Origin of the sequence: Nocardia sp. NPDC051570 (assembly GCF_044454005.1) — a bacterium.
Taxonomy (GTDB): domain Bacteria; phylum Actinomycetota; class Actinomycetes; order Mycobacteriales; family Mycobacteriaceae; genus Nocardia.
The window spans coordinates 563,059-587,324 of sequence record NZ_JBITDI010000001.1 but is presented as its reverse complement, the minus strand read 5'-3'; the positions used below and the strand labels follow the sequence as shown (position 1 = coordinate 587,324).

The 24,266-nt window shown below is 64.9% G+C and carries 28 protein-coding genes and 1 pseudogene; 17 read left to right on the top strand and 12 right to left on the bottom strand.

The features are described from left to right. Positions 1–2: 2 nt before the first annotated feature. Complete coding sequence (locus ACIA76_RS02710) at positions 3–1,022, bottom strand: helix-turn-helix domain-containing protein (protein WP_397147613.1); 1,020 nt, start codon at positions 1,020–1,022, stop codon at positions 3–5. Between the two features lie 36 nt (positions 1,023–1,058). On the opposite strand from ACIA76_RS02710, the gene ACIA76_RS02705 reads away from it, so the two are divergent. Then, a complete protein-coding gene (locus ACIA76_RS02705; protein WP_397147611.1) occupies positions 1,059–1,514 on the top strand; it encodes a DUF4254 domain-containing protein in 456 nt (151 codons plus the stop codon). 48 nt (positions 1,515–1,562) lie between these two features. Here ACIA76_RS02705 and ACIA76_RS02700 read toward each other — a convergent pair whose 3' ends face one another. After that, the gene (locus ACIA76_RS02700; RefSeq protein WP_397147609.1) at positions 1,563–2,126 is read right to left on the bottom strand and encodes a TetR/AcrR family transcriptional regulator; all 564 of its coding nucleotides are present in this window, start codon (positions 2,124–2,126) and stop codon (positions 1,563–1,565) included. A 73-nt stretch (positions 2,127–2,199) separates the two neighbouring features. Between ACIA76_RS02700 and ACIA76_RS02695 the strand changes: the two genes are divergently transcribed. After that, entirely contained in the window at positions 2,200–3,360 is a 1,161-nt protein-coding gene (locus tag ACIA76_RS02695) for a GDSL-type esterase/lipase family protein (RefSeq protein ID WP_397147607.1), read from the top strand. A gap of 341 nt (positions 3,361–3,701) precedes the next feature. On the opposite strand, the gene ACIA76_RS02690 is transcribed toward ACIA76_RS02695, so the two are convergent. Both ACIA76_RS02690 and ACIA76_RS02685 read right to left on the bottom strand, forming a co-directional pair. Beyond that, entirely contained in the window at positions 3,702–3,869 is a 168-nt protein-coding gene (locus ACIA76_RS02690) for a hypothetical protein (RefSeq protein ID WP_397147605.1), read from the bottom strand. Between the two features lie 115 nt (positions 3,870–3,984). Continuing rightward, on the bottom strand, positions 3,985–4,503 hold the full coding sequence (locus ACIA76_RS02685) for a GNAT family N-acetyltransferase (protein WP_397147603.1): 519 nt from the start codon (positions 4,501–4,503) through the stop codon (positions 3,985–3,987). Between the two features lie 130 nt (positions 4,504–4,633). On the opposite strand from ACIA76_RS02685, the gene ACIA76_RS02680 reads away from it, so the two are divergent. From ACIA76_RS02680 to ACIA76_RS02620, 13 genes are all read left to right on the top strand, one after another. After that, entirely contained in the window at positions 4,634–5,209 is a 576-nt protein-coding gene (locus ACIA76_RS02680; protein WP_397147601.1) for an NUDIX domain-containing protein, read from the top strand. Next, positions 5,206–5,463, top strand: a complete 258-nt coding sequence (locus ACIA76_RS02675; RefSeq protein ID WP_397147599.1) for a hypothetical protein — start codon at positions 5,206–5,208, stop codon at positions 5,461–5,463. Before ACIA76_RS02680 ends, ACIA76_RS02675 begins: the two co-directional genes overlap by 4 nt. 498 nt (positions 5,464–5,961) lie before the next feature. Then, the gene (locus ACIA76_RS02670; RefSeq protein ID WP_397147597.1) at positions 5,962–8,874 is read left to right on the top strand and encodes a hypothetical protein; all 2,913 of its coding nucleotides are present in this window, start codon (positions 5,962–5,964) and stop codon (positions 8,872–8,874) included. A 413-nt stretch (positions 8,875–9,287) separates the two neighbouring features. Continuing rightward, positions 9,288–9,857, top strand: coding sequence for a type VII secretion system-associated protein (locus ACIA76_RS02665; protein ID WP_397147595.1), 570 nt, complete (start codon positions 9,288–9,290; stop codon positions 9,855–9,857). 368 nt (positions 9,858–10,225) lie between these two features. Further along, on the top strand, positions 10,226–10,417 hold the full coding sequence (locus ACIA76_RS02660; RefSeq protein WP_397147593.1) for a hypothetical protein: 192 nt from the start codon (positions 10,226–10,228) through the stop codon (positions 10,415–10,417). A 17-nt stretch (positions 10,418–10,434) separates the two neighbouring features. Beyond that, complete coding sequence (locus ACIA76_RS02655; RefSeq protein ID WP_397147591.1) at positions 10,435–10,782, top strand: transposase; 348 nt, start codon at positions 10,435–10,437, stop codon at positions 10,780–10,782. Positions 10,783–10,956: 174 nt separating this feature from the next. Next, complete coding sequence (locus tag ACIA76_RS02650; RefSeq protein ID WP_397147589.1) at positions 10,957–11,271, top strand: WXG100 family type VII secretion target; 315 nt, start codon at positions 10,957–10,959, stop codon at positions 11,269–11,271. After that, entirely contained in the window at positions 11,272–11,568 is a 297-nt protein-coding gene (locus ACIA76_RS02645) for a WXG100 family type VII secretion target (RefSeq protein WP_397147587.1), read from the top strand. Continuing rightward, positions 11,565–12,884 carry a hypothetical protein gene (locus ACIA76_RS02640; protein ID WP_397147585.1) on the top strand — a complete coding sequence of 440 codons (1,320 nt, stop codon included), beginning with the start codon at positions 11,565–11,567 and terminating at the stop codon, positions 12,882–12,884. The genes ACIA76_RS02645 and ACIA76_RS02640 overlap by 4 nt, the downstream gene beginning before the upstream one ends. A gap of 56 nt (positions 12,885–12,940) precedes the next feature. Further along, positions 12,941–13,384: a hypothetical protein gene (locus ACIA76_RS02635; protein ID WP_397147583.1), complete on the top strand. Its 444-nt coding sequence runs from the start codon at positions 12,941–12,943 to the stop codon at positions 13,382–13,384. Further along, a complete protein-coding gene (locus ACIA76_RS02630; protein WP_397147581.1) occupies positions 13,381–13,818 on the top strand; it encodes a hypothetical protein in 438 nt (145 codons plus the stop codon). The genes ACIA76_RS02635 and ACIA76_RS02630 overlap by 4 nt, the downstream gene beginning before the upstream one ends. Positions 13,819–14,266: 448 nt before the next feature. Further along, a complete protein-coding gene (locus tag ACIA76_RS02625; protein WP_397147579.1) occupies positions 14,267–15,088 on the top strand; it encodes an SGNH/GDSL hydrolase family protein in 822 nt (273 codons plus the stop codon). Between the two features lie 559 nt (positions 15,089–15,647). Continuing rightward, positions 15,648–16,064 (top strand): nuclear transport factor 2 family protein, encoded by a 417-nt coding sequence (locus ACIA76_RS02620; RefSeq protein ID WP_397147577.1) that lies wholly within the window; start codon positions 15,648–15,650, stop codon positions 16,062–16,064. 216 nt (positions 16,065–16,280) lie between these two features. On the opposite strand, the pseudogene ACIA76_RS02615 reads toward ACIA76_RS02620, so the two are convergent. From ACIA76_RS02615 to ACIA76_RS02590, 6 genes and pseudogenes are all read right to left on the bottom strand, one after another. Beyond that, positions 16,281–16,427: pseudogene (locus ACIA76_RS02615) on the bottom strand (IS5/IS1182 family transposase); the annotation flags it as partial. A 168-nt stretch (positions 16,428–16,595) separates the two neighbouring features. Then, entirely contained in the window at positions 16,596–16,970 is a 375-nt protein-coding gene (locus ACIA76_RS02610; protein ID WP_397147575.1) for a DUF427 domain-containing protein, read from the bottom strand. A gap of 139 nt (positions 16,971–17,109) precedes the next feature. Continuing rightward, positions 17,110–17,577 (bottom strand): nitroreductase family deazaflavin-dependent oxidoreductase, encoded by a 468-nt coding sequence (locus ACIA76_RS02605; protein WP_397147573.1) that lies wholly within the window; start codon positions 17,575–17,577, stop codon positions 17,110–17,112. Next, a complete protein-coding gene (locus ACIA76_RS02600) occupies positions 17,574–17,927 on the bottom strand; it encodes a VOC family protein (protein WP_397147571.1) in 354 nt (117 codons plus the stop codon). Before ACIA76_RS02600 ends, ACIA76_RS02605 begins: the two co-directional genes overlap by 4 nt. Positions 17,928–17,950: 23 nt before the next feature. Further along, complete coding sequence (locus ACIA76_RS02595) at positions 17,951–18,700, bottom strand: SDR family NAD(P)-dependent oxidoreductase (protein WP_397147569.1); 750 nt, start codon at positions 18,698–18,700, stop codon at positions 17,951–17,953. A 94-nt stretch (positions 18,701–18,794) separates the two neighbouring features. Further along, positions 18,795–21,596, bottom strand: a complete 2,802-nt coding sequence (locus ACIA76_RS02590) for an AAA family ATPase (RefSeq protein WP_397147567.1) — start codon at positions 21,594–21,596, stop codon at positions 18,795–18,797. 140 nt (positions 21,597–21,736) lie between these two features. Here ACIA76_RS02590 and ACIA76_RS02585 point away from each other — a divergent pair, with 140 nt between their 5' ends. Then, on the top strand, positions 21,737–22,471 hold the full coding sequence (locus ACIA76_RS02585; protein WP_397147564.1) for an SDR family NAD(P)-dependent oxidoreductase: 735 nt from the start codon (positions 21,737–21,739) through the stop codon (positions 22,469–22,471). Between the two features lie 58 nt (positions 22,472–22,529). Here the strand turns inward: ACIA76_RS02585 and ACIA76_RS02580 are convergent, their stop codons facing one another. Next, positions 22,530–22,733 (bottom strand): DUF397 domain-containing protein, encoded by a 204-nt coding sequence (locus ACIA76_RS02580; RefSeq protein WP_397147562.1) that lies wholly within the window; start codon positions 22,731–22,733, stop codon positions 22,530–22,532. Next, positions 22,730–23,620, bottom strand: a complete 891-nt coding sequence (locus ACIA76_RS02575; protein WP_397147560.1) for a helix-turn-helix domain-containing protein — start codon at positions 23,618–23,620, stop codon at positions 22,730–22,732. The genes ACIA76_RS02580 and ACIA76_RS02575 overlap by 4 nt, the downstream gene beginning before the upstream one ends. A 198-nt stretch (positions 23,621–23,818) precedes the next feature. Here ACIA76_RS02575 and ACIA76_RS02570 point away from each other — a divergent pair, with 198 nt between their 5' ends. Next, positions 23,819–24,265 carry a DUF4254 domain-containing protein gene (locus tag ACIA76_RS02570; protein ID WP_397147558.1) on the top strand — a complete coding sequence of 149 codons (447 nt, stop codon included), beginning with the start codon at positions 23,819–23,821 and terminating at the stop codon, positions 24,263–24,265. Position 24,266: the final 1 nt, after the last annotated feature.

Sequence of the window (24,266 nt, the reverse complement as noted above, 5' to 3'; positions counted from 1 at the left end):
TCTTACTCAGCGCCATCCTTGTGTTCGTCCGCGATTTCCTCGATCAAGTCGAGTGATGCATCGGCGCTCAAGGATTCGCGTTGCAGGTGTCCGAAAACGACGGTCATCGCATGGACACGTTCCTCATCGTCGATGAGCTCGCCGTATCCGGCCACCTCACTCCACGCCAACGTGGGCAGCCCCGGTCGGGGAAAGTCCAGGAGATGGAAGGTCGAACAACCTCGGATCGCGCCGGTTCGGCTGGTATATGGGAGGACCCGGAAGTCGATCGTGTCGCCGTGATCTCTGATCGTGCTGGCGATATGGAGTAGTTGACGGTGCAGAGTGCCCGGCCCGCCGGTCTGCTGGCGAAGGGCTGCCTCGCTGACCACCACATTGAGCCGAAGCGGATCCTGCCCGAACAGGCGCTCCTGCCGTTTCATTCGCGCATCCACCCGCTGCTGGACTTCGATCTGCCGGATGAAGGCCGTGTCGGCCTCGATCAACGACCGCGCGTATTCCTCGGTTTGGAGTAGGCCCGGTATGAGCACGCTCTCCACCGCACCGATCTCTTCGGCACCGAATTCCATGCCCCACAGTCGAAGTGTCTGTTCGGGGAACAGGCTTTCGTACTTCGACCACCATCCGCGTTCACGTGCCAGTGCTCGCAGTTCGACCAATTCCGTCTGTTCGTCCTCGGGGAAGTCGAGCAGGTCCAACAGCTGCGTCAGCTTCTCTTCGGGAAGAATCCGCTGGTCGCGCTCGACCTTTGGCCAGTAGGTCGCGGAGAACCCGAGCACCTTGGCGATTTGAGGACCGGTGACCCCCAACTCGTCACGCCGCTTCCTCGTCCGATACGACAGCTCCCATCGCGCTACCACCGGTGAAGCTGGTGCCATGGCTACTGTGCTCCCGTCGTGGGTTGAGCAGAATGACCTGTTGGCGACCATGATGACAGGTGTCATAGATCCTGTGGCAGATATTGAGAGAACATGTTGACCAGCCGCTAGCCGAAGCCTTAGCCTGTCTGTGTCGGAAGTCACATTCGGTGCTCAGGGGCGGCAAGTGGGAGTGATCTGATGGGCGTTTCCCTGCCATCGCGGGATCTGATCCTCGAGGCATGTGCGGGGCGGGTGCATCTTCCGCACCCGGTGCTGAGGGCGGCGGGCGAGCTTGCGGACCTACACCGTGCTCGGCTGGCGGTCGCCGCACCGATGCGCTCCGAAATCGACTGCTGCCGTGTGGCTTTGGTGCACGAGGTCGACCGCTGGGTTGCCTCGGTGATGCCGGTTCCGCATGGGGCGGCGTGGATGCATACCGAGACCGTGGGGACCGTGGTCGATCGACTCGCCGAATTTTCCGTGAATGCCTATGTCGCACTGGAACAGTCGACGTCGCAGTGGGAGCTGCACCTGGCGTGGCAGCGGCTGGCGGAGTTGTCGCTCGGTTACAGCGATATGGCCTTCGGGATTGCCGCAGGCACCCTGCGGGTGCCGGATTTCGGTGCGCCGCGGGTGAATGCGGCCGAGTCGTAAACTGCGGGGCAGCTTGTCGTTCGGGCGGGGGAGCCCTCTGACCGAACCTCATACGCCGGGCCAGTTGCGCAGCAGGAGATCCAGGCCGTCGAGGGTGCTCGCCCAGGATTCGTCGGCCGTGCGGGATTGCCGGGCGAAGGCGCCGGTGCGTTCCAGGCTCACGAATCCGTGGAAGGTGCTGTGCAGCAGCCGCACCGCATCGGTCTCGGCGGGTTCGGGCAGGGCGTAGCCGCGCAGGATGGCGCGGGTCAGATCGGCGTGGCGCTGCGCCGCGGTCGCGGTCTCCAGGGATAGCGGGATCCGGGTCGCGGCGTAGCGGCCCGGATGAGTCGTCGCGTAGTCGCGGTACGCGGCCGCGAAGGCCACCAGCGCGTCGGTGCCCGCGCGTCCGGCGAGCGCGTCGGAGGCTCGGTCCGCGAGTTCGGTCAGGGCGAGGACGGCCACTCGAATCCGCAGGTCATCGCCGTTCTTCAGATGTGAGTACAGATTCGCGTCCCGGACCTCGAGGCTGCGGGCCAGCGCGGCGACGGTCAGATTGTCGAAGCCGATCTCATCGGCCAGCCGGGCCGCGGCGTGGGTGAGCTGCTCGATGGACATCCTCGGGCGTGTCATAGAAGTACTCCTGAAGGAATTAGTACTACAAATGGTTTGCCTAATACTTCTAGGAAGTCTACCGTGCCTTCTCGTGAACGATTGGATCAGCACCCCGATTACCGCCGCGATCGTGCGCGGAGCCCTCTATCTGGAGGGCACCACCGTGGGCGTGGTGCCGCACAGGCTGCCCGCCTGGGCGCATCGCCAGTTCCCGGACGACTACCTGGCCATGGTCGAGGCGCAACCGGCGGGCGTGCGCGTGGCCTTCCGAACCCGTTCCCGCGCAATCGAATTGGATGTCCGCCCGACGCGGATCACCTGGCCGGGCGCGACGCCGCCCGCCGGGCGCTACGACCTGTGCGTGAACGGGCGACTCGTGGATCACGCCGAATCCAACGGCGGACAGGTGCGCACCCTGGACGAGCGCGGCGAGCCCGGACCGACCGGCAGCGTGCGATTCGCGGACCTGTCCGGTGAGGACAAGGATGTCGAGATCTGGTTGCCGCACACCGAGATCGCCGAACTGATCGCCCTGCGCACCGACGCGCCGGTGACGCCACTCCCGCAGCGAATGCGCCCGGTGTGGCTGCATCACGGCAGTTCGATCAGCCACGGCGCCGATGCCGACCGCCCGACCGGAACCTGGCCCGCGGTGGCCGCAGCGCTGGGCGGGGTGGATCTGGTGAACCTGAGCCTGCGCGGCAATGCGGTCCTGGACCCGTTCGTCGCGCGCGCCCTGCGCGACACACCCGCCGACCTGCTCAGCATCAAGATCGGTATCAACCTGACGAACACCGACGTGATGCGCCGCCGAGGTTTCGTCCCCGCGATGCACGGCTTCCTCGACACCATCCGCGAGGGCCATGCGGACACACCGCTATTGGTCGTCTCCCCGCTGCTGTGCCCCATGCAGGAACACACCCCCGGCCCCATCGCCCCCGACTTCAGCGCCGGTCGATTGAGCTTCCGCGCCCTGGGCGATCCGGTGGACACCGCGTCGGGTCGCTTGACGCTCAGCATCATTCGCGATGAGCTGTCCCGCTTGGTTGCCCAGCGCGCCGTTGCGGATGAGAACCTGCACTACCTCGACGGCCGCGAACTCTACGGCGAGTCCGACGCCGCCGAACTGCCGTTACCCGATGCGCTGCACCCGGATTCGGCCGGACATCGCCGTATCGGCGAGAACTTCGCCCGGTACGCGGCCGACTCCGCCAAGGTGGGCGGATGGGGAGGCGGCTGGTCGCAGCCCTGAGGGCGATCACCCGGTGAGTCGACAGGAACCCTTGTGGAGGAACGAGTTTCGGCTGCCGCCCGGGTTCCGTATCGAGAACAGCGGCTGCATGCGTGCGTTGGGAAGCTGTGTCGCCCAACCGATTCGAAGTGAATGCGGACGGCCCACCAACGCGCGCACGGCTGCGGTCATCCCCGACGGCACCTGCGAGAAAATGGGGGAAGGACGTCGGCCGAAGCCGCAAGTGGGTGCCGCGGGGCACAAGACCGGAGTCGCGATGGGGATCGAACAGTGAACGCCGTGGCCGGGCCCGGAGCGCCGGGCCACGGCCGTTGACAACGTGAGCTGGGCAGTTGTGTCGCCTAGGTGACTGGTGGCGGCTGCACGAAAACTACGCTGTCGGGAATAGCAGCGCCGACCCGTGGTGGTGCCGTGCGCTCAGGGGTGGTCGGTTCCTCAGGTTCGGGAGCGTCTGTGGCGGGCCCGGATTCGTCGGTCGGTGCGGGATCGTCGGCGGGGTTGTTGGTCATGAGACACCTCTGTTGGGCCGAAGAGCGTCGATCCACCAATTGTCGCAGGGATTCTCGGCGAGAATCCGGTAATCGAGCGCCCAGTGGATGTTCGAGCGACGGGAGGCGTCATGCCTCAGATGGAGAATTCGCGCGTGAGCATCAGGGTGGCGGCATCGTCCAACTTGATCGTCGTACCGTACTCGACGGACTGGTTGTCATAGACGATCCCGTAGCCATCGGGCAGATAGCCTCGCCGGACGTAGAGCCGCTGCGCGGGCCCGTAATCCGCGTACAGGCCAACCCCGATCCCGACGACCTCACCTCGTTTCCGCGCCTCCTCTTCGATCGCATCCAGAAGCATGCCGCCGATTCCGAGGTTGCGATGCGAGGGCAGCACGTTGAGATCTTGAATCTCCGGAATCCCGTTGGCGCGGAAGGGTTCGTACGCAGACATCCACAGCAGTGTGCAATACCCGGCGAATACACCGCCACGCTCCGCGATCACGCATACCCGCGCGCCGGCCGCCTGCTCGGCCAGATAGCCGATGTACTGCTCGACCGGCTTGGTGGTCCAGCCCAGCGCGGCGAAGGCCGCAGCAATCGGCTCGGCATCACCAGCAGTCAAGGGCCTGACGACGACTTCCTCACTCACGCCGGAATCATCGACTGCCGCACCTCACGCCCGCAATCGCTTTTCGCGGACACCACTGACGTACCGTGACGTCCTCGTCTCGGCAATATCGGGCGTTAGTTGTCGGTCCCTAGGTTTATCGTCCTCGACCATGCAGCCCGCCACCGCTGTCGTTGCCCGGACCCTTGCCGGGATCACCCCGTTCGATTCGCTCGAGCGGCAGCACCTCGACCAAACGATGAGCTGGCTTCGCCAGACCGACGACATCTTCCGCCGGATCGAACCCGCCACGCCCGCAAGGCATCTGGCCTCCTACGTCGTCCTCGTCGACCCCGGCCAACGTGGCATCTATCTCGGGCAGCACCGCAAATCGAACCTGCACCTGCCGATGGGCGGCCACGTCGAACCCGGCGAACACCCCCGGCAGACGGCACGACGTGAGGCGGCCGAAGAACTCGACATCGTCGCCGACTTCAGTGTGATCGGCGACCGCCCGCTGTTCGTCACCATGACCACCACTGTAGGACGCGACGCCGGACATGAGGATGTTTCGCTCTGGTACGTCATACGAGGCAGCCGATCACGCGAATACCACCTAGCCCCAACAGAATTCGACGCAGGCCGATGGTGGGACATCGACCCGTACGCCATCCCCGAATCCGACCCCCACCTCGGCCGATTCCTCACCAAGCTGCACGCCGCGCTATCCCACGTGGAGGCGGAATGACGAATCCCGGGGTGCTGGTGGTCATCCGCGGCAATTCGGGTTCGGGCAAGTCGACCGTGGCCACTGCGGTGCAGCGCCGGTTCGATCGAGGGACGTGTACTCACCGTGCCTCGGAAACAGCGTTCTACCAGGCGTGTTCAACGCCTTCGAGCGCCGTGTCACGATTCGATGCTGTAGGGTACGGCCTGGCAATGGTATCGCTGACATCCGGTCCTAAACCGGTCGAGCAGCACGCGCATATCGCCGCCTGTTGACAAATCCACCTCTTTACGTGAAGCTTGGCGGAGCGCTATAGGTGTGCCATCGGCATGATTCCTGCGAGAAGTCCTGCCCTGCAATGCATTCCCAGTGGCGATCCTTGAACGTGGTAGCCCGGCTGTCGTTCTGGCGGCTATCGCTGATCCGACACGTCCACTGCCAGTGCGTACCTGCCCAGGGGCGGAGTCGATTCCAGTCGCCGATCGCCGGGCCGCGGCCACGAGTCGCTGATCGGTAGCGGCTTGTGGATCCAATTCGGTTGCCGGAGTTGAAGATCTTTCGACGTCCGTTGTTGGCCGCTGAGCGCTTCCGTATCGAAATCCATTGACCCGCCGCATTTTCGCGACACGGCGGGGTTTTGTTGTGTCTTGAGGAGTGTTGTGTCGGATATGGAGAGGTCGCAGCGAAACCCGGTTCCGCCGTGGACGCCTGGGCATCCCACTGTGCGGGATCAGACGTCCGGGAGTGGAGCAGCTGAAGGCGGGGGTGGGCGTGTGTACACCTTCAGCGGCATGACCGCTGCGGGTGCGGCGCGGCGGTTGGACCGGACCTGGTCCACCCAGGACATGACGGCCGCCGCAGCGACCACCGAAACCCATACCGCGCCATACAACTTCTTCACCGTCCCGCAGAACGACGAGATCAAGGGCTCGCCATTGGCGGGTTCGTCGCAGCCGGTTCCCACAACCGGGAACCGGACGGCGGCTCGCGACATTGCCGCAGCGGGGCCGGTGCGGTTACAGCCGGTGGCGTGGCGGCCGGGCCCGAACCCTGGAGGACCGCCCAGCGAGGCCCAGCAGGAACGGTGGAATCAGATCCGGGCCGACGCCGAAGCCTCTCGCGCGCAGCAACAATCGACGCCGTCTACCCAATCGAACAGTCCTGCCCAGTCGTCGAGTACGCCTACCCAGACCGCGCCGACTCCAACCACGAACACCGATACTCCAGCCAAGACACCGGCTTCCGAGCAACCTGCACCACAACCAGCAACCGGTATACCGGACCAGACGTCCCAGCCCGGCACCTCGAATCCGAACACCGGCAATCCCGTGATCGCGCAGATCGTCGGTATCGGTGGACCGGCAGATCCCAGGCCGCCGGCCGAAGGATCGCTCGGGTGGTTGCTCGCCCAGGCACAATCGTCGAAGTCGACGCCGGAGACGTCGGCTCCGCCGCAGCAACCCGTGGCAGAGTCGTCCCCGCCCGCACGGATCGATCCCGCTCTGCTGCAGAGCTATCCGATACTGCAAATCACCTACAACGCCGACGGCACCATCAAGGTCCCCGAGCAGCAGAACGGTGAGAACGCCGCCCGGAACGTCATCAACCAGTTGCCCGGTGTGGAAGACCCGGCGCAGTCGAATCCCGCTCAGCGCGTGGTCGACACGGTGACCAGCGGTGTGCGACCGCCCGGTGTGGTCGGTCCCCAGGAGCTGGCCGACCTCACGACGGCGCTCGGCCACGGCGAGGACGGCACGACCCCGCTCACCGGAGGCGGTGAACTGACCAAAACCATCAGCCACACCGATACCGGGTGGCAGACCGGCTACGACGTGACCCTGTCCAACGGGCAGCACCTGAGCTGGACCAACTCTGGGGTCCAGGCGAATTGGCAACTGTCCAACGGCAACACCGTCGCCAAATCTCCCTTCGACGAGGCCCGCAAAACTACCTACGACGACATCACCCGCGCCTACGCCGTAGCTCGTGCCACCGGTCGCGACCTCGCCACCGATCCCGCGATCGTTGCCGCGCAGCGAGCATCCACCATGTTGTCCACCCTCGGGGGCAAACCCGACGACTTGGTCAAGGTCATCAGAGATCGCGACGGCAATATCGTTCAGGTCGCCGTCACCGACCGCAACGGTGTCGAGCACATCGTCGCCGACGTCACCGACAAGTTCGCTCCCGGCTTGCAGTTCGAGTTCTATCGCCACCCCGGCGGTACCGTCACCGACCGCAGTGGACGACCGTTGGTGATGGTCAACGGGTCACAGTTGCACCTGGACACCGACCACACCGTCACCATCCCACCCAACCCCGCCGCCCAACACGCCGCTATCCAGGACCACAAGCCCGGCAGCGACAGTGCCTACGAGTACATCGAACTGCCCGACTCCCCGGCATCGGGAACCAACGACCCCCGACGCTACGTTCGCCGACCTGACACCAGCATCTGGGCCGAGATCGCCGAAATCCCCGTCCCACCCGGTATCACCGCGCAGCGGCTCTACAAGGTCGCCGGTGGCGGCGTGCTCGTCGAAGACACCACCGGAACCCACTGGGCCACCGACCCCGGTAAGGCACTCAGCGTCTCCGACGAACTCAAAGGCGTCGCCATCGATCTGGCTTTCCTCGCCGCTGGCGAGGGCGTCGGCTGGGTTGTCGGCCGCGGACTCACCACTCTCGGTCGCTACGTCACCATCACCCGCGGCGCCACCCGCACCGCGACAGAAGCTGTCGACGCCAGCACAGGCCGCGTTGCACCACGCAACACACCTGAGACCCATGTCAATGCCCGCAGCGAGTCACCCCTGCCAACCGACACCACTATCCCTGAGTCAAGTGTCAACACGGGACGGACTGGCCAGGTCGAGCGGCCCGCCGAGCAGCCACCTACAACCCCTCATGAACCGCAGGTGCCTAGCGGCACGGGTACGAGAGACACTCCTGCCGAACCTAGGTTGGGGAGCGGCACCGCCGTCGAGAATGGCGGATCACAAGCCGTGATCGAAACAACCGGGGAACTGGAGACACCACTGGCTAGTGGCTTCGGTAACCCCTCCGATCTTGGTTCAGCTTCGAGCGCGGCCAGCAAACCCGGGGCAGGTTCGCCCGTCAAACCGGCGGCGCCCCCAGGCTCAGGACGGCCCTCCGAGCCATGGGCTCCTCGAGTTAGAGACGGAAAGCCTGAGGGCGATCCGCGCGGCAACGGTCTCAACCACGGCTCTGTCGGACGCGATCCGTTGGAGGCGGCTGTTGATCGCGGTGTCGATCTCGGTGACCTCGGAGTCAAGCCCTCCTGGAGAGCGGATACAGAGCCTGTATTCCGCAGTGATAATCGTCCGCCTGACATGATCTTCGACAGCGGGTTCAGCCCGCGGGACATCACTAACACCAGGCTGCGGGACTATGTTGCGGAGGATCAGCCCTCTGCCTTCGTCAGCACATCCAGGCGGCTGGATATCAGCGAGGAGATGGGCGGGAAGTACACTTACGAGATCGACGTGCCAGGTGGTATAGATATCAATGAAACGCTAGGACCCCATGAGATGAGTTACGAGCAGGAGATCGCTTTCCCGGGAGGTATTCGAAATGAGTTTATTGTGGGGGTTCGGCCGTATAATTATGCAACAGGTGAGCTCGGTGAAATGATTCTGAATCCGAACTATCGAAGTTGGCGATAGCATGGCTGTCGTTGAGACTGTGTGCGACAAAGAGATCTCCCTTCTGACTCCGAGCTCTATTGCGAGTGGAAGATTGGTCTGCGAATTCTCGGACGGCGATTATTCGGTAGCTGTGCGATACGCGGACATCGAAGTAAAAGCCACGGCATGGAGCGCATTTTCTGCGCTCAAGTTGGTGCGTATAAAGCTGGCGGATATCGGAGTCTTGCCAGCAGTTGAGGGTGCCAGAATAGATGTGTATCCGAGCAGGATGTCCTCCGAAATGGGCGGTGGAATGAGATCGCTGCGGCACCGGCCACAGGGCCGACCGGTTAACGTTGGTACCTTTGACGATGTGCATCCGAACGACTTCAACATGCTCGGCACTCCAACCGAGCAAGAGGAAACAATCGCTAGCTACAGGAAGGCGTGGCGTGAATAATTACGAGATCCCGCTTCCGCCGATCACCGACGAACTGCGACGCGAGGCCGCTCGAAATCCTGGCGGTTGGGTATATGTGATCGATCCATTCTTCGACAGAGATGGCGCGGTTCCTCCTCATGGGGTGGAAGGGGGATGGAAGGTCGACGAACGTGGTGAACTCACAGAGTTTCAAAAGAATGCGAAATATCGCCCATCGCCTGCGAGGCTGCAATTGCCACCGCCCGAGAACAAGGTCGAGGCAGCTGCGCAACTTGCAGCGACTGGGTACGGGTCGGAAGCTGATTTGAACGCGGCTTTGATGGTGGCCAATGTATATGTCGTAGCCAATGCGAATGAAGATATTATGATCTACACGGACTTGACGGGAGACTTTGTAGCCATCTTTTCGAGTCCCGGCAAGATTTCAACTGAGAATGTACCCGTGGTACTCATGCCCTTCTCTCGACTGATCTCGCGTATGCCGGAAAATGTGGCGATCTCGCTTAATCCGACCAGCTCCGTTGAAGTCCGACTGCCTGCGTCAACCCTTGCTGAAATCGGTACCGATATAAAGGATTGAGATCAAAGAAAGGCATCAGGCAAGACTCTGTGCGAGTTGTTCTTACTCGGTTTCGATGAACCTCGTTTCGTGTTGCGGAGCATGTCCCCGAGCCGTCAATTCGTTGGCGGGGACAGCTACTGACACGACCGTCGACTGGTGAACACGAATCGGCTTCCTAGAGACTGGTGTCAGGGCTCGTTTCCGGCCAGGATCGGGTACAGGTGCCCGGCGGGAGGCTCTCAAATCGGCTGCCCCCGGTCTTGCTAGGTGTGGCTCGCTAATGGCTTGTGTCCCACCGGGTGCCGTGCGGGGTGGCGTGCCCCGGGGCTCGAAGTAGCGGTGCCTCCCGCACGGATACCTCGTTCCGTCGATGTGGAAGGACGCCGATGCCGGTCGTCATCGGAACCGACCCCCACAAACGCTCGGCCACCATCGAAGTGATCGACGCCGACGCGACGATTCTGGCCACCGGTCGCTACGGCACCGACGCAGCTCATTGCGGCACAGCGTTTCCCGGACCGAGTGTGGGCGATCGAGGGCTGCAAACGACATCGGTCGGCACCTGGCACATCGGCTGATCCACGACGGCGAGACGGTGATCGGCGTGCCCGCGAAGCTGTCGGCGCAGGTGCGGGTGTTCGCCACCGGCAACGGCCGCAAGACCGACCAGGTGGATGCGCACTCGGTGGCGTTGGTGGCGTTGCGGGCACCGAATCTGTGTCGGGTGCACGCGGATCCGGATCTGGTCGCGCTCGGGCTGCTGGTCGACCGGCGTGACGAGTTGGGTCGAGCCCGCACCCAGACGATCAACCGGATGCATCGGTTGCTGCTGGATGTGGTGCCCGCGGGCGCGAAGAAGTATCTGTCGGCGCGCCAGGCTCGCGAGCTGGTCACGACGGTCACCGCTCGGGATCGGGCCACTCTGGTGTGCGTTGCCAGGTGATCATCGAGCTGATCGAGGAACTCGAGACCATCGACCGCGAGATAAAACCGTTCGACAAGCAGTTGCGGGAGCTGGTGTGTGTCCTCTCGTGCTTCGAGATGGAACCACCGCGGTATCGGGTGCGTCATATAGTGCGAGGGGCGATCGGTCGGGCATGAGAGTCGAGGGGGCGAGATGGCGGACCGGGTGGAAATGGATCCGGCCGAGGTACACGCCACGGCGGGGTGGCTGGAGACCTCGGCAGGGGAGTTCACCGACGAGCTGGACAGGCTGATGCGTGAGGTCCATGCGTTCATCGGCGGCGATTGGCAGGGCAGCGCCGCCGGGACTCACCACGAGGCGTGGACCGAATGGGAACAGGGCGCCCGCCAGGTCATCGCCGGGCTGGAACACGACGCTACCGCTCTGCATCACACTGCGAACGCGGCTGTGAGCACCGACCGCGGTTGCGCCGAGGGGATCGGCGGTGCCGGGCGGGGGGTCGGGTAGGTGGACACCAGCAACTACCGCGTCGACCTGGATGGCATGCAGGCCCTGATCGACAAGGCCGCCGATCTGGAGAAGCGGATCGAGGACCGGCTGGCCGAGATCCGAAAACGAATCGACAGCCTGCACATCACCTGGGTCGGTGAGGCCGCCCAAGCGCACACGACCGCATCTGCGGAGTGGGCTGCCGGTGCGGCGGAGATGAACACGGCGCTCGGTGAGCTGCGCAAGGCGCTGGATCGTGCGCGGTCGACCTATCAGGCGGTCGGCCGCACCAATCACGGAATGTGGCCCACATGAGTTCGCCGACGTTCCCCATCATTGTGTGCCGCGGTGATGAATACCATTCGGCCGGTGAGTGTTTCGGTGGCGCCCGCGACACCGCCAGCGATGTGCATTCCGGGCTGCTGACGACCTTGGCCGCGTATGGCGGGATGGGCGGCAGCGACAGCGTGGGCACTCAATGGGCCGCCGCCTACGACAGCGCTGCCGCTTCGGCACTGCAAGCCTCGTCGAAGCTGGTGTCCACCTGTGCCCGCGTCCGGGACCTGCTGGCAGTCGGCGCCTACAACCATGCCTCCGGCGAAGCAGACGCTCACTACGACGGGCCCACTGCCCCGCCTTCGCCACCGACCGTCGGGTTCGACCCGTGTCTGGCCACCACGGTGCCGTCGGCGGCCGGTGGCGACAGTGCTGATCCCACCGGCTGGCCGTTGATCAAGCAGGTTACAGGCCTGTTGTGGCCGAACGGCCACCAAGACAAACTGCGTGCGGCCCGCAATGTCTGGTACGCCGCCGCGACCGCCCTCGACCAGGCGACGAGCCCGATTCCGAACGCGGTGGGACTGCTGGAAAACCAAGTCTCGCCGGAGATCCCGATCGCGGTCGCCAAATCCAGTGAGACACTGGGCAACTTCTCCGATGTCCAGTCCGCGTTCCGCGATCTCGGCGACTGCTGCAGCGAATACGCCCAGTACCTGGACGAAGCCCACCATTCCGTGCTCGAGGAACTGCGGAAGATGGGTGAGGAATCCGCCGCGTGGGAAGCGGGCATGGGCATCCTCGCGCCGTTCACCGGCGGGCTGTCCGAGCTCGGCAACGGGGTGTTGGCCGAGCGGATCGCCATGTACACCGCGCGGATCGGGCGGTTCATCACCGAACTCGCCGGCAAGGTCGCTCGGCTCGCGGGCCGGATCACCGAGACCATCACCACCAAGCTCGGTGAGCTGGTCAAGAAGCTGGCCGCCTGGTTGGAGAAGGCCAAGACCCGGCTGGTGCGCTCCGGCGGCGATGAGCCACCGCGGCCCGGTTTGCCGAAGAAGCCGTCGCCGGTCAAGCCGACGGCCAAGGACCCCAAGCTGCAGAATCTCATCAACAACCTGTACAAGGGCGCGAATTCCGAGGATCGAGTCGGTGACGGGACGACTGCGGATGCGGTCCGAAACGAGCTGCAGACGTTGCAGCAGACTGGGAATCACTGGCATCTGGTGAAAGCGATGGAGACGCAGCGATCGCTGGCGAACTGGTTGATGAACAGGGCCAATACCGATCCGGCCGACCGGGCTGTCGCGATCGCAGAACTGAAGAATCTGATGGATGCTTTGGCCGGACGCTGAGAAAGGGTGACACCGTGAGCGATGGAACGGACGAGACCAGCAAGGAAATCTTGGAGATGATCGGCACCTGGTCGCGCAGCCTTGTTCCCGACCAGGCCCGGTTCATCCATGGTCTGGCCGATCTCGAACCCGAGATCGGGCCGATCATCGCCGAGCACATCGAAGACAACCACGAGATGCTCCCGACCGTCCTCATGGCCGATATCGCCCGTTGGGCAACCCATCTCGCGCAAACCAGCGACGACCCGCAAGGACGCCTGCGACCGTTCTTCGCCCGCCTCGAGGATGCCTGGGGCGATGGGCAGAACACAGTGGCCGACCTCATCGCGACCGGGTTCCTCGAGAACATCTTCGATGAACCTGAGGTCGTCGGGCTCTTGGGCCCCAAACTCGCTCGCGCCAACCGCGTCTACACCGGACAAGAGCCGATCCGCGAGGACGAGAAGCGACCAGTGCCGGAGATCATGAAGCAAATCCGCAAGAAGCTGGGCTGGAAGTGACCGGACTGCCTGACTGGGAACAACAGTTGCGGCACAACGTCGCCGAAATCCGCCGAAACGGGCAGCAGCTGGCCCAAGCAGCATCGGCCGTGCGCGGCCTTAGTGAGATACGCGGTGTCCTCGTCGAAGTCGACGCCAGCGGCGACATCACCTCCCTGCAGATCGCACCCGGCGCCATGCGATGGACCCCTACCCAGCTCACCAGCGCGATCCTCGACTGCCACCGCAAAGCCCGCGCCGATGCGAAAACGAAAGTCGAAGGACTCGTTCGCAAGGCCGACCCACGCATCCGCGGTCAACTTCTCGCCGCCCGGGACGTATCCGCCAGTCCCGAACACCAACCCGCGCCGCAGTCCAGGACCGAGGAAGAAATCCAGGCCGCCGACGACGCCTACTTCGAACGCATGAACCGCCTCGGCTGGCGAACCGACTGAGAGTGAGCCGTGTTGCGCTCAATGCAACACACAGCCGCGTCGTGCCTATGGCGTGACGTGCACGCGGAGCGGATGTCCGCGGCGAGCTGTCACCGAGCACTTGCCATCGCCTATCCAGAAGCCTCCGAAGGTCGGCGGCTGTACGGTGACGTGATCGCGATCGTCGAGGGTCCGATGGGACACCGCCGATCCGTTCAGGCGTCGGGCTATCTTTTGGCATACGATCTGCAATACTGGGTATTGTCAGAGCGTAGGCCTGTTTCTGACGGTATATACAGACCGGAAGTCTCTTATGACCCCTGTGGTCATACCGGTCCCGGCGGGAGTGCAGCATCCCAGCAAAGATATTCGGCGGTGCTCCGCACGACCCATGAAGTGAGCCTTTTCGATGAGTACGACCCGAGGGCAGGCCCGACGCCGCCTTCTCAGCATTCTGGTTCCCCTCTCTGTGACCGTCGCCACCTTCGTGGCCTCACCCGCCGCCAACGCCTCCCCGGTCGGACGGTACGTGGCCCTCGGCGATTCGTATGCCGCGGCAGGTACCCTGACCGATCTCGGGAACGGCCCGCTCGGATGTGCCCGTGCCCGCGACGACTATCCCGGCGATCTCGCTCGAACCCTCGGAGTCGCCCAGTTCGTGGATGTCAGCTGCGGCAGTGCCACCACCGCTGATATGACCCGCCCGCAGGTGACCCCGGCGGGAGTGAACCCACCGCAGCTCGACGCCGTGACCCCGGATACCGACCTGGTGACGATCAGCATCGGCGGCAACGACTTCGGCTTCGGCGATATCGCCTTCCGATGTGGGGCACTCGGCATCGTCTCCCCCGTCGGCGCGCCCTGCCGCGCCCTGCTGACCCTCGGCGGCGATCAGGTCGGCGGGCGCCTCGCCGATGTCGCTCCGCGAGTCGGCGCGGTCCTCGACGAAATCCACCGCAGGGCTCCCCATGCCACGGTCGTGATGACCGGGTATCTGTCCATCGTGCCCGCCACCGGCGGCTGCTGGCCGAGTATGCCGATCGCCTCCGGCGATGTTCCGTTCCTTGCCGAGGTCACGGCGAGGCTCAACGGCATGCTGGCCGATACCGCGGCGGCACACGACGCGCGGTTCGTCGACCCCGCCACCCAATCCGGACACGATGCCTGTCAGGCACCGGGTCAGCGCTGGGTGGAAACCCCGGTGCCCACGTCGCCCTCACTGTCGGTCCACCCGAATGCGGCGGGTCAGGCGTACATGGCTCAGCGCGCCGCGGACGATTTGACTCACTGACGGCTCGCTGAGGTCCGATCAGGTCGACTCCGGCGGCATTCTTGGGCTTGATGCATGGCATCGAGGAGGGCCTACCTAATTCCTTCGGTGAACATCACGTAACCGGATACCTAACATTGGTGGTGGGGCTCGCTCTTGGCCATTGCAGATGTCCGTTACGGGTGACTTGCGTGAATCATGGTGCGTGCGAGCATAGTTCGTTTCGTCGGACTTATCGTGCATCGACTTTGTCGGTATTACCGCGCCTTGCGGCCTTGACATTTCAAAGGCGAACGCCCGCTTCGTGATACAGAGCGCGTGGTTGGCGGAAGTATGTTGCCGTAGTCTGTTGCTACGCGATGTATTAGTGAGCGTCTGAGAACTCGGTGATGGTGGGCGTGTGACGCTCGAGTTTTGGGCGAACTCCTGGTAGTTCAGTGATTGCTGAAGTCAGTGCTATACGTAGAAGTACGGTCGGTCATATTGTTTCAGTTGGTATCTGACATAGATCGAATCACTGAGCGAAACGGAGAAACCTATGGTCACCCAGGACGCGACCCTCACCGATGAACGCTCCAAGATGATCGCCACCATCAATGAATACTTCGCCCGCAGCTCCGCCAAGGATTTCGACGGAATGCTGAAGCTGTGTACCGATGACGTAGAGATGCGTATCCCGTACCAGCCCCCCGGCTTCCCGAACAAGGGCACCGGAAAAGCGGAGGTACGCCAGATGTCCGCCGCGGCTGAGCGATACGACCGGGTCGAGCAGCGGGTGGTCAGCGCCGAGCCGATGCTGGACCCGAACGGCTGGCTGGTCGAAACCAAGGGCGACATGGTCGTGCGCTCGACCGGTCGACCGTACCGCAACGACTATCTGAATGTCGTGCGCTTCCGCGACGGCAAGATCGCCGAGATAGTCACCTATCATGACTCGGTCGCCATGCTCGTCGCATTCGACATGATCAAAGACCTGCCCGCGCCCCCGGAAATCTGAGCACCGCGAGACCTCGTCTACCCGCCTTCCCGGGCCGGGTAGACGCGGCCTGCTCGGCAGGTTCGGCCCGCCCCACAATGCCAACAGTCGAGAACGCTGGAAAGTTCGCCCGACACAATGCTTTTCACTCGACGATGTAGCGACCGCAGTTGCCGCCGAAGAACTCGCTTGAGCAGGACACCACTGAGTGAACGTCTGGGAACCGTGTCGGGTGCGGGCGAGTCGGCGTGACATGACGGCGATCATGGCGATGTAGACCATTGCTTCGTGATGATCGGGTCGGGTTTCGTAGTCGCGGACGCAGCGGCGATGTTTGGTGATCCAGGCATAGGTCCGCTCGACTACCCAGCGGCGCGGCAGAACTGTGCAGTATATGCATACCGGATAACGACATTCAGGCAGGCGAATTCGTACAGCAACGTCGCAGCGTTCGCGCGGGCGATGGCCTCGTTGACGGTGAACAACCCGTCGGTGAGATCCTTCGCGGCGGCAAAACCCTTGGGGCCCAACGCCGCCGCTACTCGAACCTGATCAGCTGTCGTCGGCGGTGAGGAGTACGCGATCGGTGTAGAACGCGACATGGCCGGTGATCGCGGCCACCGCGGGGTAGGGCTCGGTGTAGGTCCACACCGCGTCCTCGATGTCTCCGTCGGGGCCGGTGATTGTGAAGTAGGACGCGTCACCTTTGTAGGGGCAGTAGGTGATGGTCGGGCTGGGCTGCAGCAGCGTCGGGTCGACATCGCCGAGTGGCACGTAGTAGACCGGCGGGTAGGTGGACTCTCGCAGGATCAGTGCCTTCGTGGTGTCGGCGACGACCTGTCCGCCGGAGCGGACGACGACGTGTACCTCGCTGGGTTCGATGGTGATCGGGTGATCGACGCCGGGGACCTTGGGTTGGCGGTTCATGGTGTGCTCCTTCATCGTTGACGGTCGGACATGCGACGGTGAGCGGCTCTGCCTGAGCAGTAACGACGTGACGGACTTCGTACATTCCCTCCCGACGCAGCCAGAGGGCCGCCGTCGACGGCGACGCTCATGATCGGATTCACTGGTCACTCGACGGGACGGGCTCGAGGAACAGGATGGGGATCTCTCGTCCCGCCCTGGTCCGGTACTCCGGAAAATGGGGCCACCGCGATTCAGCCAGTTTCCAAGCCTCCGCCTTCTCGTCGCCGAATACCTCGCGAGCGCGCAGGCGGTGCACTTCGGCCCCGTCCTGCAGGCGCAGATCGGGGTGGGCGATCAGATTGCGGTACCAGGCGGGATGGCTCGGCGCGCCAGCCGCGGAGGCGACGGCGAGGTAGGTGCCGTCTCGCTCGATCCGCATCACCGGGGTCTTGCGGATCTTGCCGCTGGTGGCGCCGGTCATGGTGAGGATGACGACCGGGCGCCCTTCCAGGGTGCCGCCTTCTCGCCCGTTGGTGGCCTCGTAGCGGGCCACCTGTTCTCGTACGCGTTCGCTCGGGCTCGGCAGGTATTGCCCTGCGGCGAGGTCGGGCTCGCGGCGGCTCATCCGGCGACCAGGTCGAATTCGTTGCCCTCGGGGTCGCGGAAGGTGGTCCACCGCGTATCGCCCCGGTGGACGTCGGCTACTCGGCTGGCGCCCAGGGACAGCAGCCGCTCGGTTTCCGCGGCGAAGTCGCTGCTGATCAGGTCCAGGTGCAGCCGGTTCTTGACCGTTTTCGCCTCGGGGACCTGATGGAAGGCCAGTGGTGGACCCTGGGTGGCCTCGCCCACGTCGATCGCGGCGAACTCGGCGGTGGGCTGGGCCCTCACCTGCCGTCCGAGTACGTCGGCCCAGAACTGCGCCAGTTCGGCGGCGTCGGCGCAGTCGATGCTCAGACCGATCACGGAACTGCTCATGATGAAGTCCTTCCGGGGATTGGCTAGATCTGGGCCATGCCGCCGTCGACGGCCAGATCGATGCCGGTCACGAAGCTGCTGTCGTCGGAGGCCAGGAAGTAGGCGGCCGCGGCCACTTCCTCGGGTCGTCCCATCCGCCCGAGCGGGACGACCGAGGCGAAGGCGGCCCGGATCGCGTCGGCGCCTTCCTTGGTGTCGGCCTGGCTGTCCATGATCGGAGTGTCGATCGGCCCGGGGCTGAGTGTGTTGATCCGGATGCCGCGGTCCTTGAATTCCTGGGTCCAGGTGCGGGCGTAGGAGCGCACCGCCGCCTTGGCGGCGCTGTAGGTGCTGTAGCCGTCCAGCCCCTTGATGCCTGCGATGGACCCGATCAGGATGATCGACCCGCCGTCGCGCATCAGCGGCAGCGCCTTCTGTGCGGTGAACAACACCGCCCGGGCGTTGAGGTCGAAGGTCTTGTCGAAGTTGTCCTCGGTGACCTTCCCGAACTCCTCCGGCTCGACGCGGCCGGAGTTGGCGACCAGGATGTCCAGCCTGCCCTGCTCCGCGAGCACCTGCTGGAAGAGGCTGTCGAGGTCGGCGGTGCTGGTGGCGTCGCCTCGCACGGGTGTGACACCGTCGCCGATCAACGCTTTCGCTTTGTCCAGCTCGGATTGCCTTCGGCCGGTGACGAAAACGTGCGCGCCCTCGTGCACGAACCGCTGTGCGATGGCCAGGCCGATGCCACTCGTGCCACCGGTGACGACGGCGATCTTCCCTGTTAATCCAGACATGTCGAGACCTTCTTGTCGCTGTGTGCGGTCGGAATGACCTGCCAACGACATTGCTCCCGCGGCGGCCGGGCGACATCGCACGGCCGTGCGATACCTAGTTCTCCCCGGCGTTCGCGGCGACCACACGGGCGAGTTCGAGGCGGGAGTTGACCTCCAGCTTGGTGAAGGCGTGGCGCAGGTGACTGTTGACTGTGTGGGGTGAAATGAACAGTCGCTCAGCGGTTTCGCGGTTCGTGAGCCCCTGGCTGATCAGGCGAACCACGGCCAGCTCGGAATCGGTGAGCGAGGCCCAGCCGGTGTTCGGGCGAGTGTTGGTCACCAGCCGTCGGCGCACACCGTTGGCCCGCAGTCGGCCGCGTACCCGCCCCGCGTCCCAGATCGCGCCCGCATCGGAGTACCGGACGAGCGCCCGGCCGAGGGTATCCAGGCCCGATTCGGTTGCGCCGGTGCGCAATTGCGCGACCCCAAGGTCTTCGAGAGCCGATGCGTGGGCCATCGGTCGCGGCACCGCCTCGAAGAGCTGACAGGCTTCCTCGAGCAGCGCGACATCGGTGCTGAGCAGGCCGCGGGCGTGCGCGGCGGCCGCGCGCACCGAGCGGATTCCCGGGTTTCGCCGCGCCCGCTGTTCCGCCGCGGCGACCGTGTCGGCGGCAAGCCGCGAATCGCCTGCGGCGAGGGCGATCCGGACGAGTTGCGGGTCGTCGGTGACGTCGATCGGATAGAGCGGGGTGATGCGCCCGGCCGAACCCGCGGCGTCGAGCGCGGCGCGGGCATCCGCCGGTTTGCCGTCGGCCATCGCTGCGAGCGCGAGCAGCCAACCGCCGTGCGCGCGGTTGGCGGGCGTGCCGTCGGTCAGCATTCGGCGCGCCACCGTTGTCGTTTCGCGCCGCTGCCGCTCGTCACCGGTGTGGATGGCGACGCGCCCGAGGGCGACGACACCGGCCGCATACAGTCCACCGACCACCGGTGTTCCGCCGGTCGCGTCGAAGCGGCCCTCGAGCGCGGCCGCCGCATCGGCGAGGCGACCTGTCTGGAACAGCTGCCGCCCACGCCAGGTTTCGAAGAAGTCGAGGGCGAACGCTTGCCGCTCCCGGTTCGCTGCGGCGATGCCCGTAGCGATCAGCTCGAGCGACTCGTCGAAGCGGTCGAGCACGGCGAGCAGCTCGCTGCGCCACTGGCGCGTGACCCACTCGCGGGTTTCCTCACCGGGGCCGAACCCGTCGCGCATCGCCTGCTCGTGGGCGGCGAGCGCATCCTCGAAATGTCCGTCGACATAGCGCAGTGCCCCCTCGGCCAGCCGCAGGATCGAACGTGCCGCCAGATCTCCCGAGCGTTCGACCGTCTCCCGAGACTGCTGAACCTGCTGGGTCGCCTCATCCGGCCGCCCCGCTTGGATCAGGTTGTAAGCCAGCCGCGCTTGATGTTTGGCGCGGTCTCGGTCGGACAGGTCGCGCAGCGCCAGTGCCCGCTGCCCCGCCTCGGCCCGCACGTCCGGTGACAGGGCGAACATGCTTGCCAGACTGAGGAATACCGCTGCCTCCTGCGCCGCCGGGACGACGTCTCGCAGATGCTTGCGCGCGAACGTCTGGGCGTCGTCTGTCTTACCGGCGGCATGCAGCAAGATCGTTGTGGTCGCGACCAGCCGCCCCGCGGCTTCATGACCGGCGGGAATCAAAGCGAGTGCGCGGCAGGTCAGTTCGGCCGCCGCAGCTGGATCGCGCTGGCCGAGCGTTCCGGCGGCGTCCTCGAGCAGGCCGATCGCCACCTCATCACCGGGCTCGGCGCTGGTGGCCAGTTGCGCGGCGACCTCGACCGGGATCGCCCCGGCCGCAAGCAGCACGTCGACGGCCTGCCGGTCGAGGGCGCGGCGCGCGGACACTGTTGTGCTGTCTCGCACGGCCTCTCGGATGATGTCGTGGCGAAAGCCGAGCCGATCGGCGCGCTCGGCGAACACACCGGCGTCGAGCAGCTGCTCGACCGGGGTGAGCAGAGATGCCGCCGGAACGCCCAGCATCGACGCCAGCTCGGCGACGGTGAAGCCGCGACCGAGCGAGGCGGCCGCGGCGGCGAGCTGGCGGGCGGACTCCGACAGGCGAGCCAGCCGCTGCCGCATGCCGATGGCAACCCGCTTGGGCAGCCGCGCCTCCACCAGCGTCGCCATACCGTCCTCGATCCGCACGAGCCGCTCCTCACGCAACCCGCGCAACAGCTCGACCAGGAAGAACGGGTTACCGGCCGCGTCCGCCGCCAGTTCGAGCAGCGGCTGGTCGGGGATGGCCTGCATGACATCTGCGGCGAGCTCGGCGACCGCGGGTTCCGTGAGCGGCTCGAGGGTGATTCGCCGCGCCCCCTGCGACGCGAGCCGGTCGACGACATCGGCAAGCGCGCTGCCCGCCTGAATCAGACGCGCCGCCAGGATCCACGCGATCGGTACCGATGCCAGCCGGGCCGGGAGCGTCCGCAACGCCGCCAACGTGCCGCTGTCTGCCCATTGCAGATCGTCCAGACACACCACCAGCGGTATCGTTGCCGCGCCCTCCAGCAACGACTCCAGATCCTGGACCAGCCAGTAGCGCTGTTCGGGTCCGCTTCGTGCGGTCGGCAGCGCGGATCGGTCGAGCAGCGGCGCGGACCCGTCGAACAGCGCCCGCAGCAACGGCGCCAGCTCGACCACGGCTTCCGACGGGTCGGCCTCGCCCAGTCCTACTCGTGCCGACAGGCGACCCGCCAGCCGTACCGTCTCGGCGAGGAGGCGGCTCTTCCCGATCCCCGGGCTGCCCTCGATCACGACGACCACACCCGAACCCCGGCGCAGCGAGCTCAGCGCCGCACCCAGCACATGTAACTCCGGATCACGTCCGTACAGCGTCGTGGATGCGGTCGTGGTCCTTGCCATACCCCAAAGCCTGGCACGGTCGACCCGACCCGACACCCCCCTGCCGACGGATCACACGTTCATGCGGTGCGCGACGGGCCGGGGCGGCGGGATGCTCGCATCAGCTGGACATCGCCAGCGAACCCGGTAAGGAGCAAGCCATGAGCAGCATCGAGCAGAACCTGGGTGGCCGGACCGCCCTCGTCACCGGCGCGACCTCCGGCATCGGGCGCGCGGCTGCCATCCAATTGGCAAGGGCGGGAGCGCAAGTCATCGTGCACGGCCGCGACGCGGATCGGGGCGGGCAGGTCGTCGCCGAGATCGCCCGAGCGGGCGGAAAGGCACGGTTCGTCGCCGCCGACCTGGCCGACCTGGCCGAGATTCGTCGCCTCGCCGACGATGCCGGTCAGGTCGACGTGCTCGTCAACAACGCGGGGTTCTCTTGGTTCGGCCCCACCGCCGACCTGGATGCCGCCACCTACGAGTCGCTGTTCGACAGCAACGTCCGGGCCCCGTACTTCCTCGTCGCCGCGCTCGGGCCCCGGATGGCGGCCAACGGCGGCGGCAGCATCGTCAACGTCGCCAGCATGGTGGCCACCATCGGCCTCGCCGGCGCGGCCGCATACAGCGGCACCAAGGCGACACTCACGGCGATGACCCGAGCCTGGGCGGCCGAGTTCAGCCCGCACGGAGTGCGAGTCAACGCCGTCGCCCCCGGCCCGGTCCACACCGCCGCCGACCCCGCCCGCATTGAGGCATTCGGAGCCACCACACCGCTCGGGCGCGCGGCCCAAGCCGACGAGATCGCAGAGGTGATCACGTTCCTGGCCTCGCCCGCCGCCGCCTACGTCACCGGCGCCACGATTGCCGCAGACGGTGGCCGGACCGCCATCTGACCCTTGACCACCTCATTTCCTCTGTCGGGTCATGGGGGCCTTGACTTTTCGTCGACTACTACAGGTCGAGCCTGCCGTCCATCGCGCCCGCGATGAATGCGTCCCATTCGCCCGGAGTGAAGATCAGTGCAGGGTCGGTCGGGTTCTTCGAATCGCGCACACCGACCACACCCGCATCGAGAAACGCGACCTCTACACACGCATCCTTGCCCACGCTCCGGCTGCTTTTGAACCACTTCGCACCGGACAGGTCGATCTTCACCCTTTGTACTCCTCTGCTATAGCCAGGAACATCGCTCTGGATTCGTCCTCGTCGAGTGCGGCCTCAGCGATCTCCGAACGCGCTTCTCGAAACTTGTCGATCTCACCAGGTTTGACCAGGTACAGGGCTCCAATGTAACCCTCGACGTAGACGACTGGAGACTCGGTAAGTGCGGGGTTGCGGTGCTCCGGGAAGTCGAGCAGAACGAACGAACCCACTTGCAGCCCAAGGAAACCGCCCACGCTCAGCGGAACGATCCTGATGCTGATGTTCGGTCTTGTGCCAAGCTCAGCCAGGTGTCGCAACTGGTCACGCATGACGATCGGGCCGCCGATCGGATAGCGCAGAGCGGCCTCACCGATGAATACCTGAAGGCCGAACCTGTCCGGCGGCTGGTCGAGCTTCGCCTGCCGTTTCGCCAGTAGCTCGAGGTGGCGTCCGATGGCCTCCTCGCTGGCGCCGGGGTCATTGATCTGCACCATGACTCGGCGATAGGCGGCAGTCTGGACGAGACCGGGGAGCAGGGTCAATTGGAACGAGATGACCTGGATGGCTTCCTGTTCCAGAGCGACGAACAGTTCGAAGCTGTCGAAGATCGCGTCGCCGAAACTCTGCCACCATCCGTCCTTGCGCACTTCCTCCTGAAGGAAGTACAGCAGCCGCTTCTCGTCTTCGGTGGTCTGGTACAGCTCGCAGACCGTCCGGATGAGCATCTTCTTGATCTCTGCGTTTTGTCCAGTTTCATAGCGCCACAACGTCTGTCGCGAGATCTCCAGCTCCTCGGCTGCCGCATCCCTACTGAGCCCGCGTTTCTCGCGTAGTTCAGTGAGGAGGCGAGCAAGACGCCTGCGCGGCACTGTCGTTGGCTTCGCCGTCGGCTTAGACATGGGTCACCCTCTGTTGCAGCTGATGTGAAACGCGCTGATGTTGCAGGTGATTTGGAGCGATTTCATCTTAGGACAGCTCTTCGTGAAACGGTTCAAATCAATCCGTTGAGTGTTTGAATGGTCTGTGTTGCTGGACTATCGCTTTCGCGTATTGCTCTCTCCCTGGCCGAAGCGTCACCTGTGGAAAGGCAGAGTTCGATGGCCGTCACCCTCCCGTCACGGGACCTGATCCTGGACGCATGTGCGGGCCGGATCCAACTGCCGCATCCGGTGTTACGGGCGGCGGGGGAGTTGGCGGAGTTACATCGGGCGCGGTTGTCGAGAGCGGCGGTCCCTGGCGTTGATTGCCGCCGTGTCGAATTGATGCACGAGATCGATCGCTGGGTGTCCTCGGCGATGCCGCGGGCGCACGGGTGCGCGTGGATGCATACCGAGACCGTGGGTGCCGTGGTGGATCGGCTGGCGCAGTTCTCCGTCTATGCCTATGCGGCGTTGGAACAGGCCGACTCGCAGTGGGAGATGCATGTGGCCTGGCAGCGGTTGGCCGAATTGTCGCTCGGTTACAGCGATATGGCCTTCGAGATCGCGGCGGGCACGCTGCGGCTGCCGGATTTCGGTGTGCCGCAGGTGACCTCGCCGCGATAGC

Excerpts from the sequence above, each read along its gene's own strand:
- ACIA76_RS02690 (WP_397147605.1), bottom strand. The coding sequence starts at position 3,869 with ATGACCAACAACCCCGCCGACGATCCCGCACCGACCGACGAATCCGGG.
- ACIA76_RS02570 (WP_397147558.1), top strand. The coding sequence starts at position 23,819 with ATGGCCGTCACCCTCCCGTCACGGGACCTGATCCTGGACGCATGTGCG.
- ACIA76_RS02675 (WP_397147599.1), top strand. The coding sequence starts at position 5,206 with ATGACGAATCCCGGGGTGCTGGTGGTCATCCGCGGCAATTCGGGTTCG.
- ACIA76_RS02705 (WP_397147611.1), top strand. The coding sequence starts at position 1,059 with ATGGGCGTTTCCCTGCCATCGCGGGATCTGATCCTCGAGGCATGTGCG.
- ACIA76_RS02595 (WP_397147569.1), bottom strand. The coding sequence starts at position 18,700 with ATGTCTGGATTAACAGGGAAGATCGCCGTCGTCACCGGTGGCACGAGT.
- ACIA76_RS02590 (WP_397147567.1), bottom strand. The coding sequence starts at position 21,596 with ATGGCAAGGACCACGACCGCATCCACGACGCTGTACGGACGTGATCCG.
- ACIA76_RS02700 (WP_397147609.1), bottom strand. The coding sequence starts at position 2,126 with ATGACACGCCCGAGGATGTCCATCGAGCAGCTCACCCACGCCGCGGCC.
- ACIA76_RS02575 (WP_397147560.1), bottom strand. The coding sequence starts at position 23,620 with ATGTCTAAGCCGACGGCGAAGCCAACGACAGTGCCGCGCAGGCGTCTT.
- ACIA76_RS02650 (WP_397147589.1), top strand. The coding sequence starts at position 10,957 with ATGGCGGACCGGGTGGAAATGGATCCGGCCGAGGTACACGCCACGGCG.
- ACIA76_RS02605 (WP_397147573.1), bottom strand. The coding sequence starts at position 17,577 with ATGAGCCGCCGCGAGCCCGACCTCGCCGCAGGGCAATACCTGCCGAGC.
- ACIA76_RS02635 (WP_397147583.1), top strand. The coding sequence starts at position 12,941 with ATGATCGGCACCTGGTCGCGCAGCCTTGTTCCCGACCAGGCCCGGTTC.
- ACIA76_RS02600 (WP_397147571.1), bottom strand. The coding sequence starts at position 17,927 with ATGAGCAGTTCCGTGATCGGTCTGAGCATCGACTGCGCCGACGCCGCC.
- ACIA76_RS02610 (WP_397147575.1), bottom strand. The coding sequence starts at position 16,970 with ATGAACCGCCAACCCAAGGTCCCCGGCGTCGATCACCCGATCACCATC.
- ACIA76_RS02585 (WP_397147564.1), top strand. The coding sequence starts at position 21,737 with ATGAGCAGCATCGAGCAGAACCTGGGTGGCCGGACCGCCCTCGTCACC.
- ACIA76_RS02640 (WP_397147585.1), top strand. The coding sequence starts at position 11,565 with ATGAGTTCGCCGACGTTCCCCATCATTGTGTGCCGCGGTGATGAATAC.
- ACIA76_RS02680 (WP_397147601.1), top strand. The coding sequence starts at position 4,634 with ATGCAGCCCGCCACCGCTGTCGTTGCCCGGACCCTTGCCGGGATCACC.
- ACIA76_RS02660 (WP_397147593.1), top strand. The coding sequence starts at position 10,226 with ATGCCGGTCGTCATCGGAACCGACCCCCACAAACGCTCGGCCACCATC.
- ACIA76_RS02620 (WP_397147577.1), top strand. The coding sequence starts at position 15,648 with ATGATCGCCACCATCAATGAATACTTCGCCCGCAGCTCCGCCAAGGAT.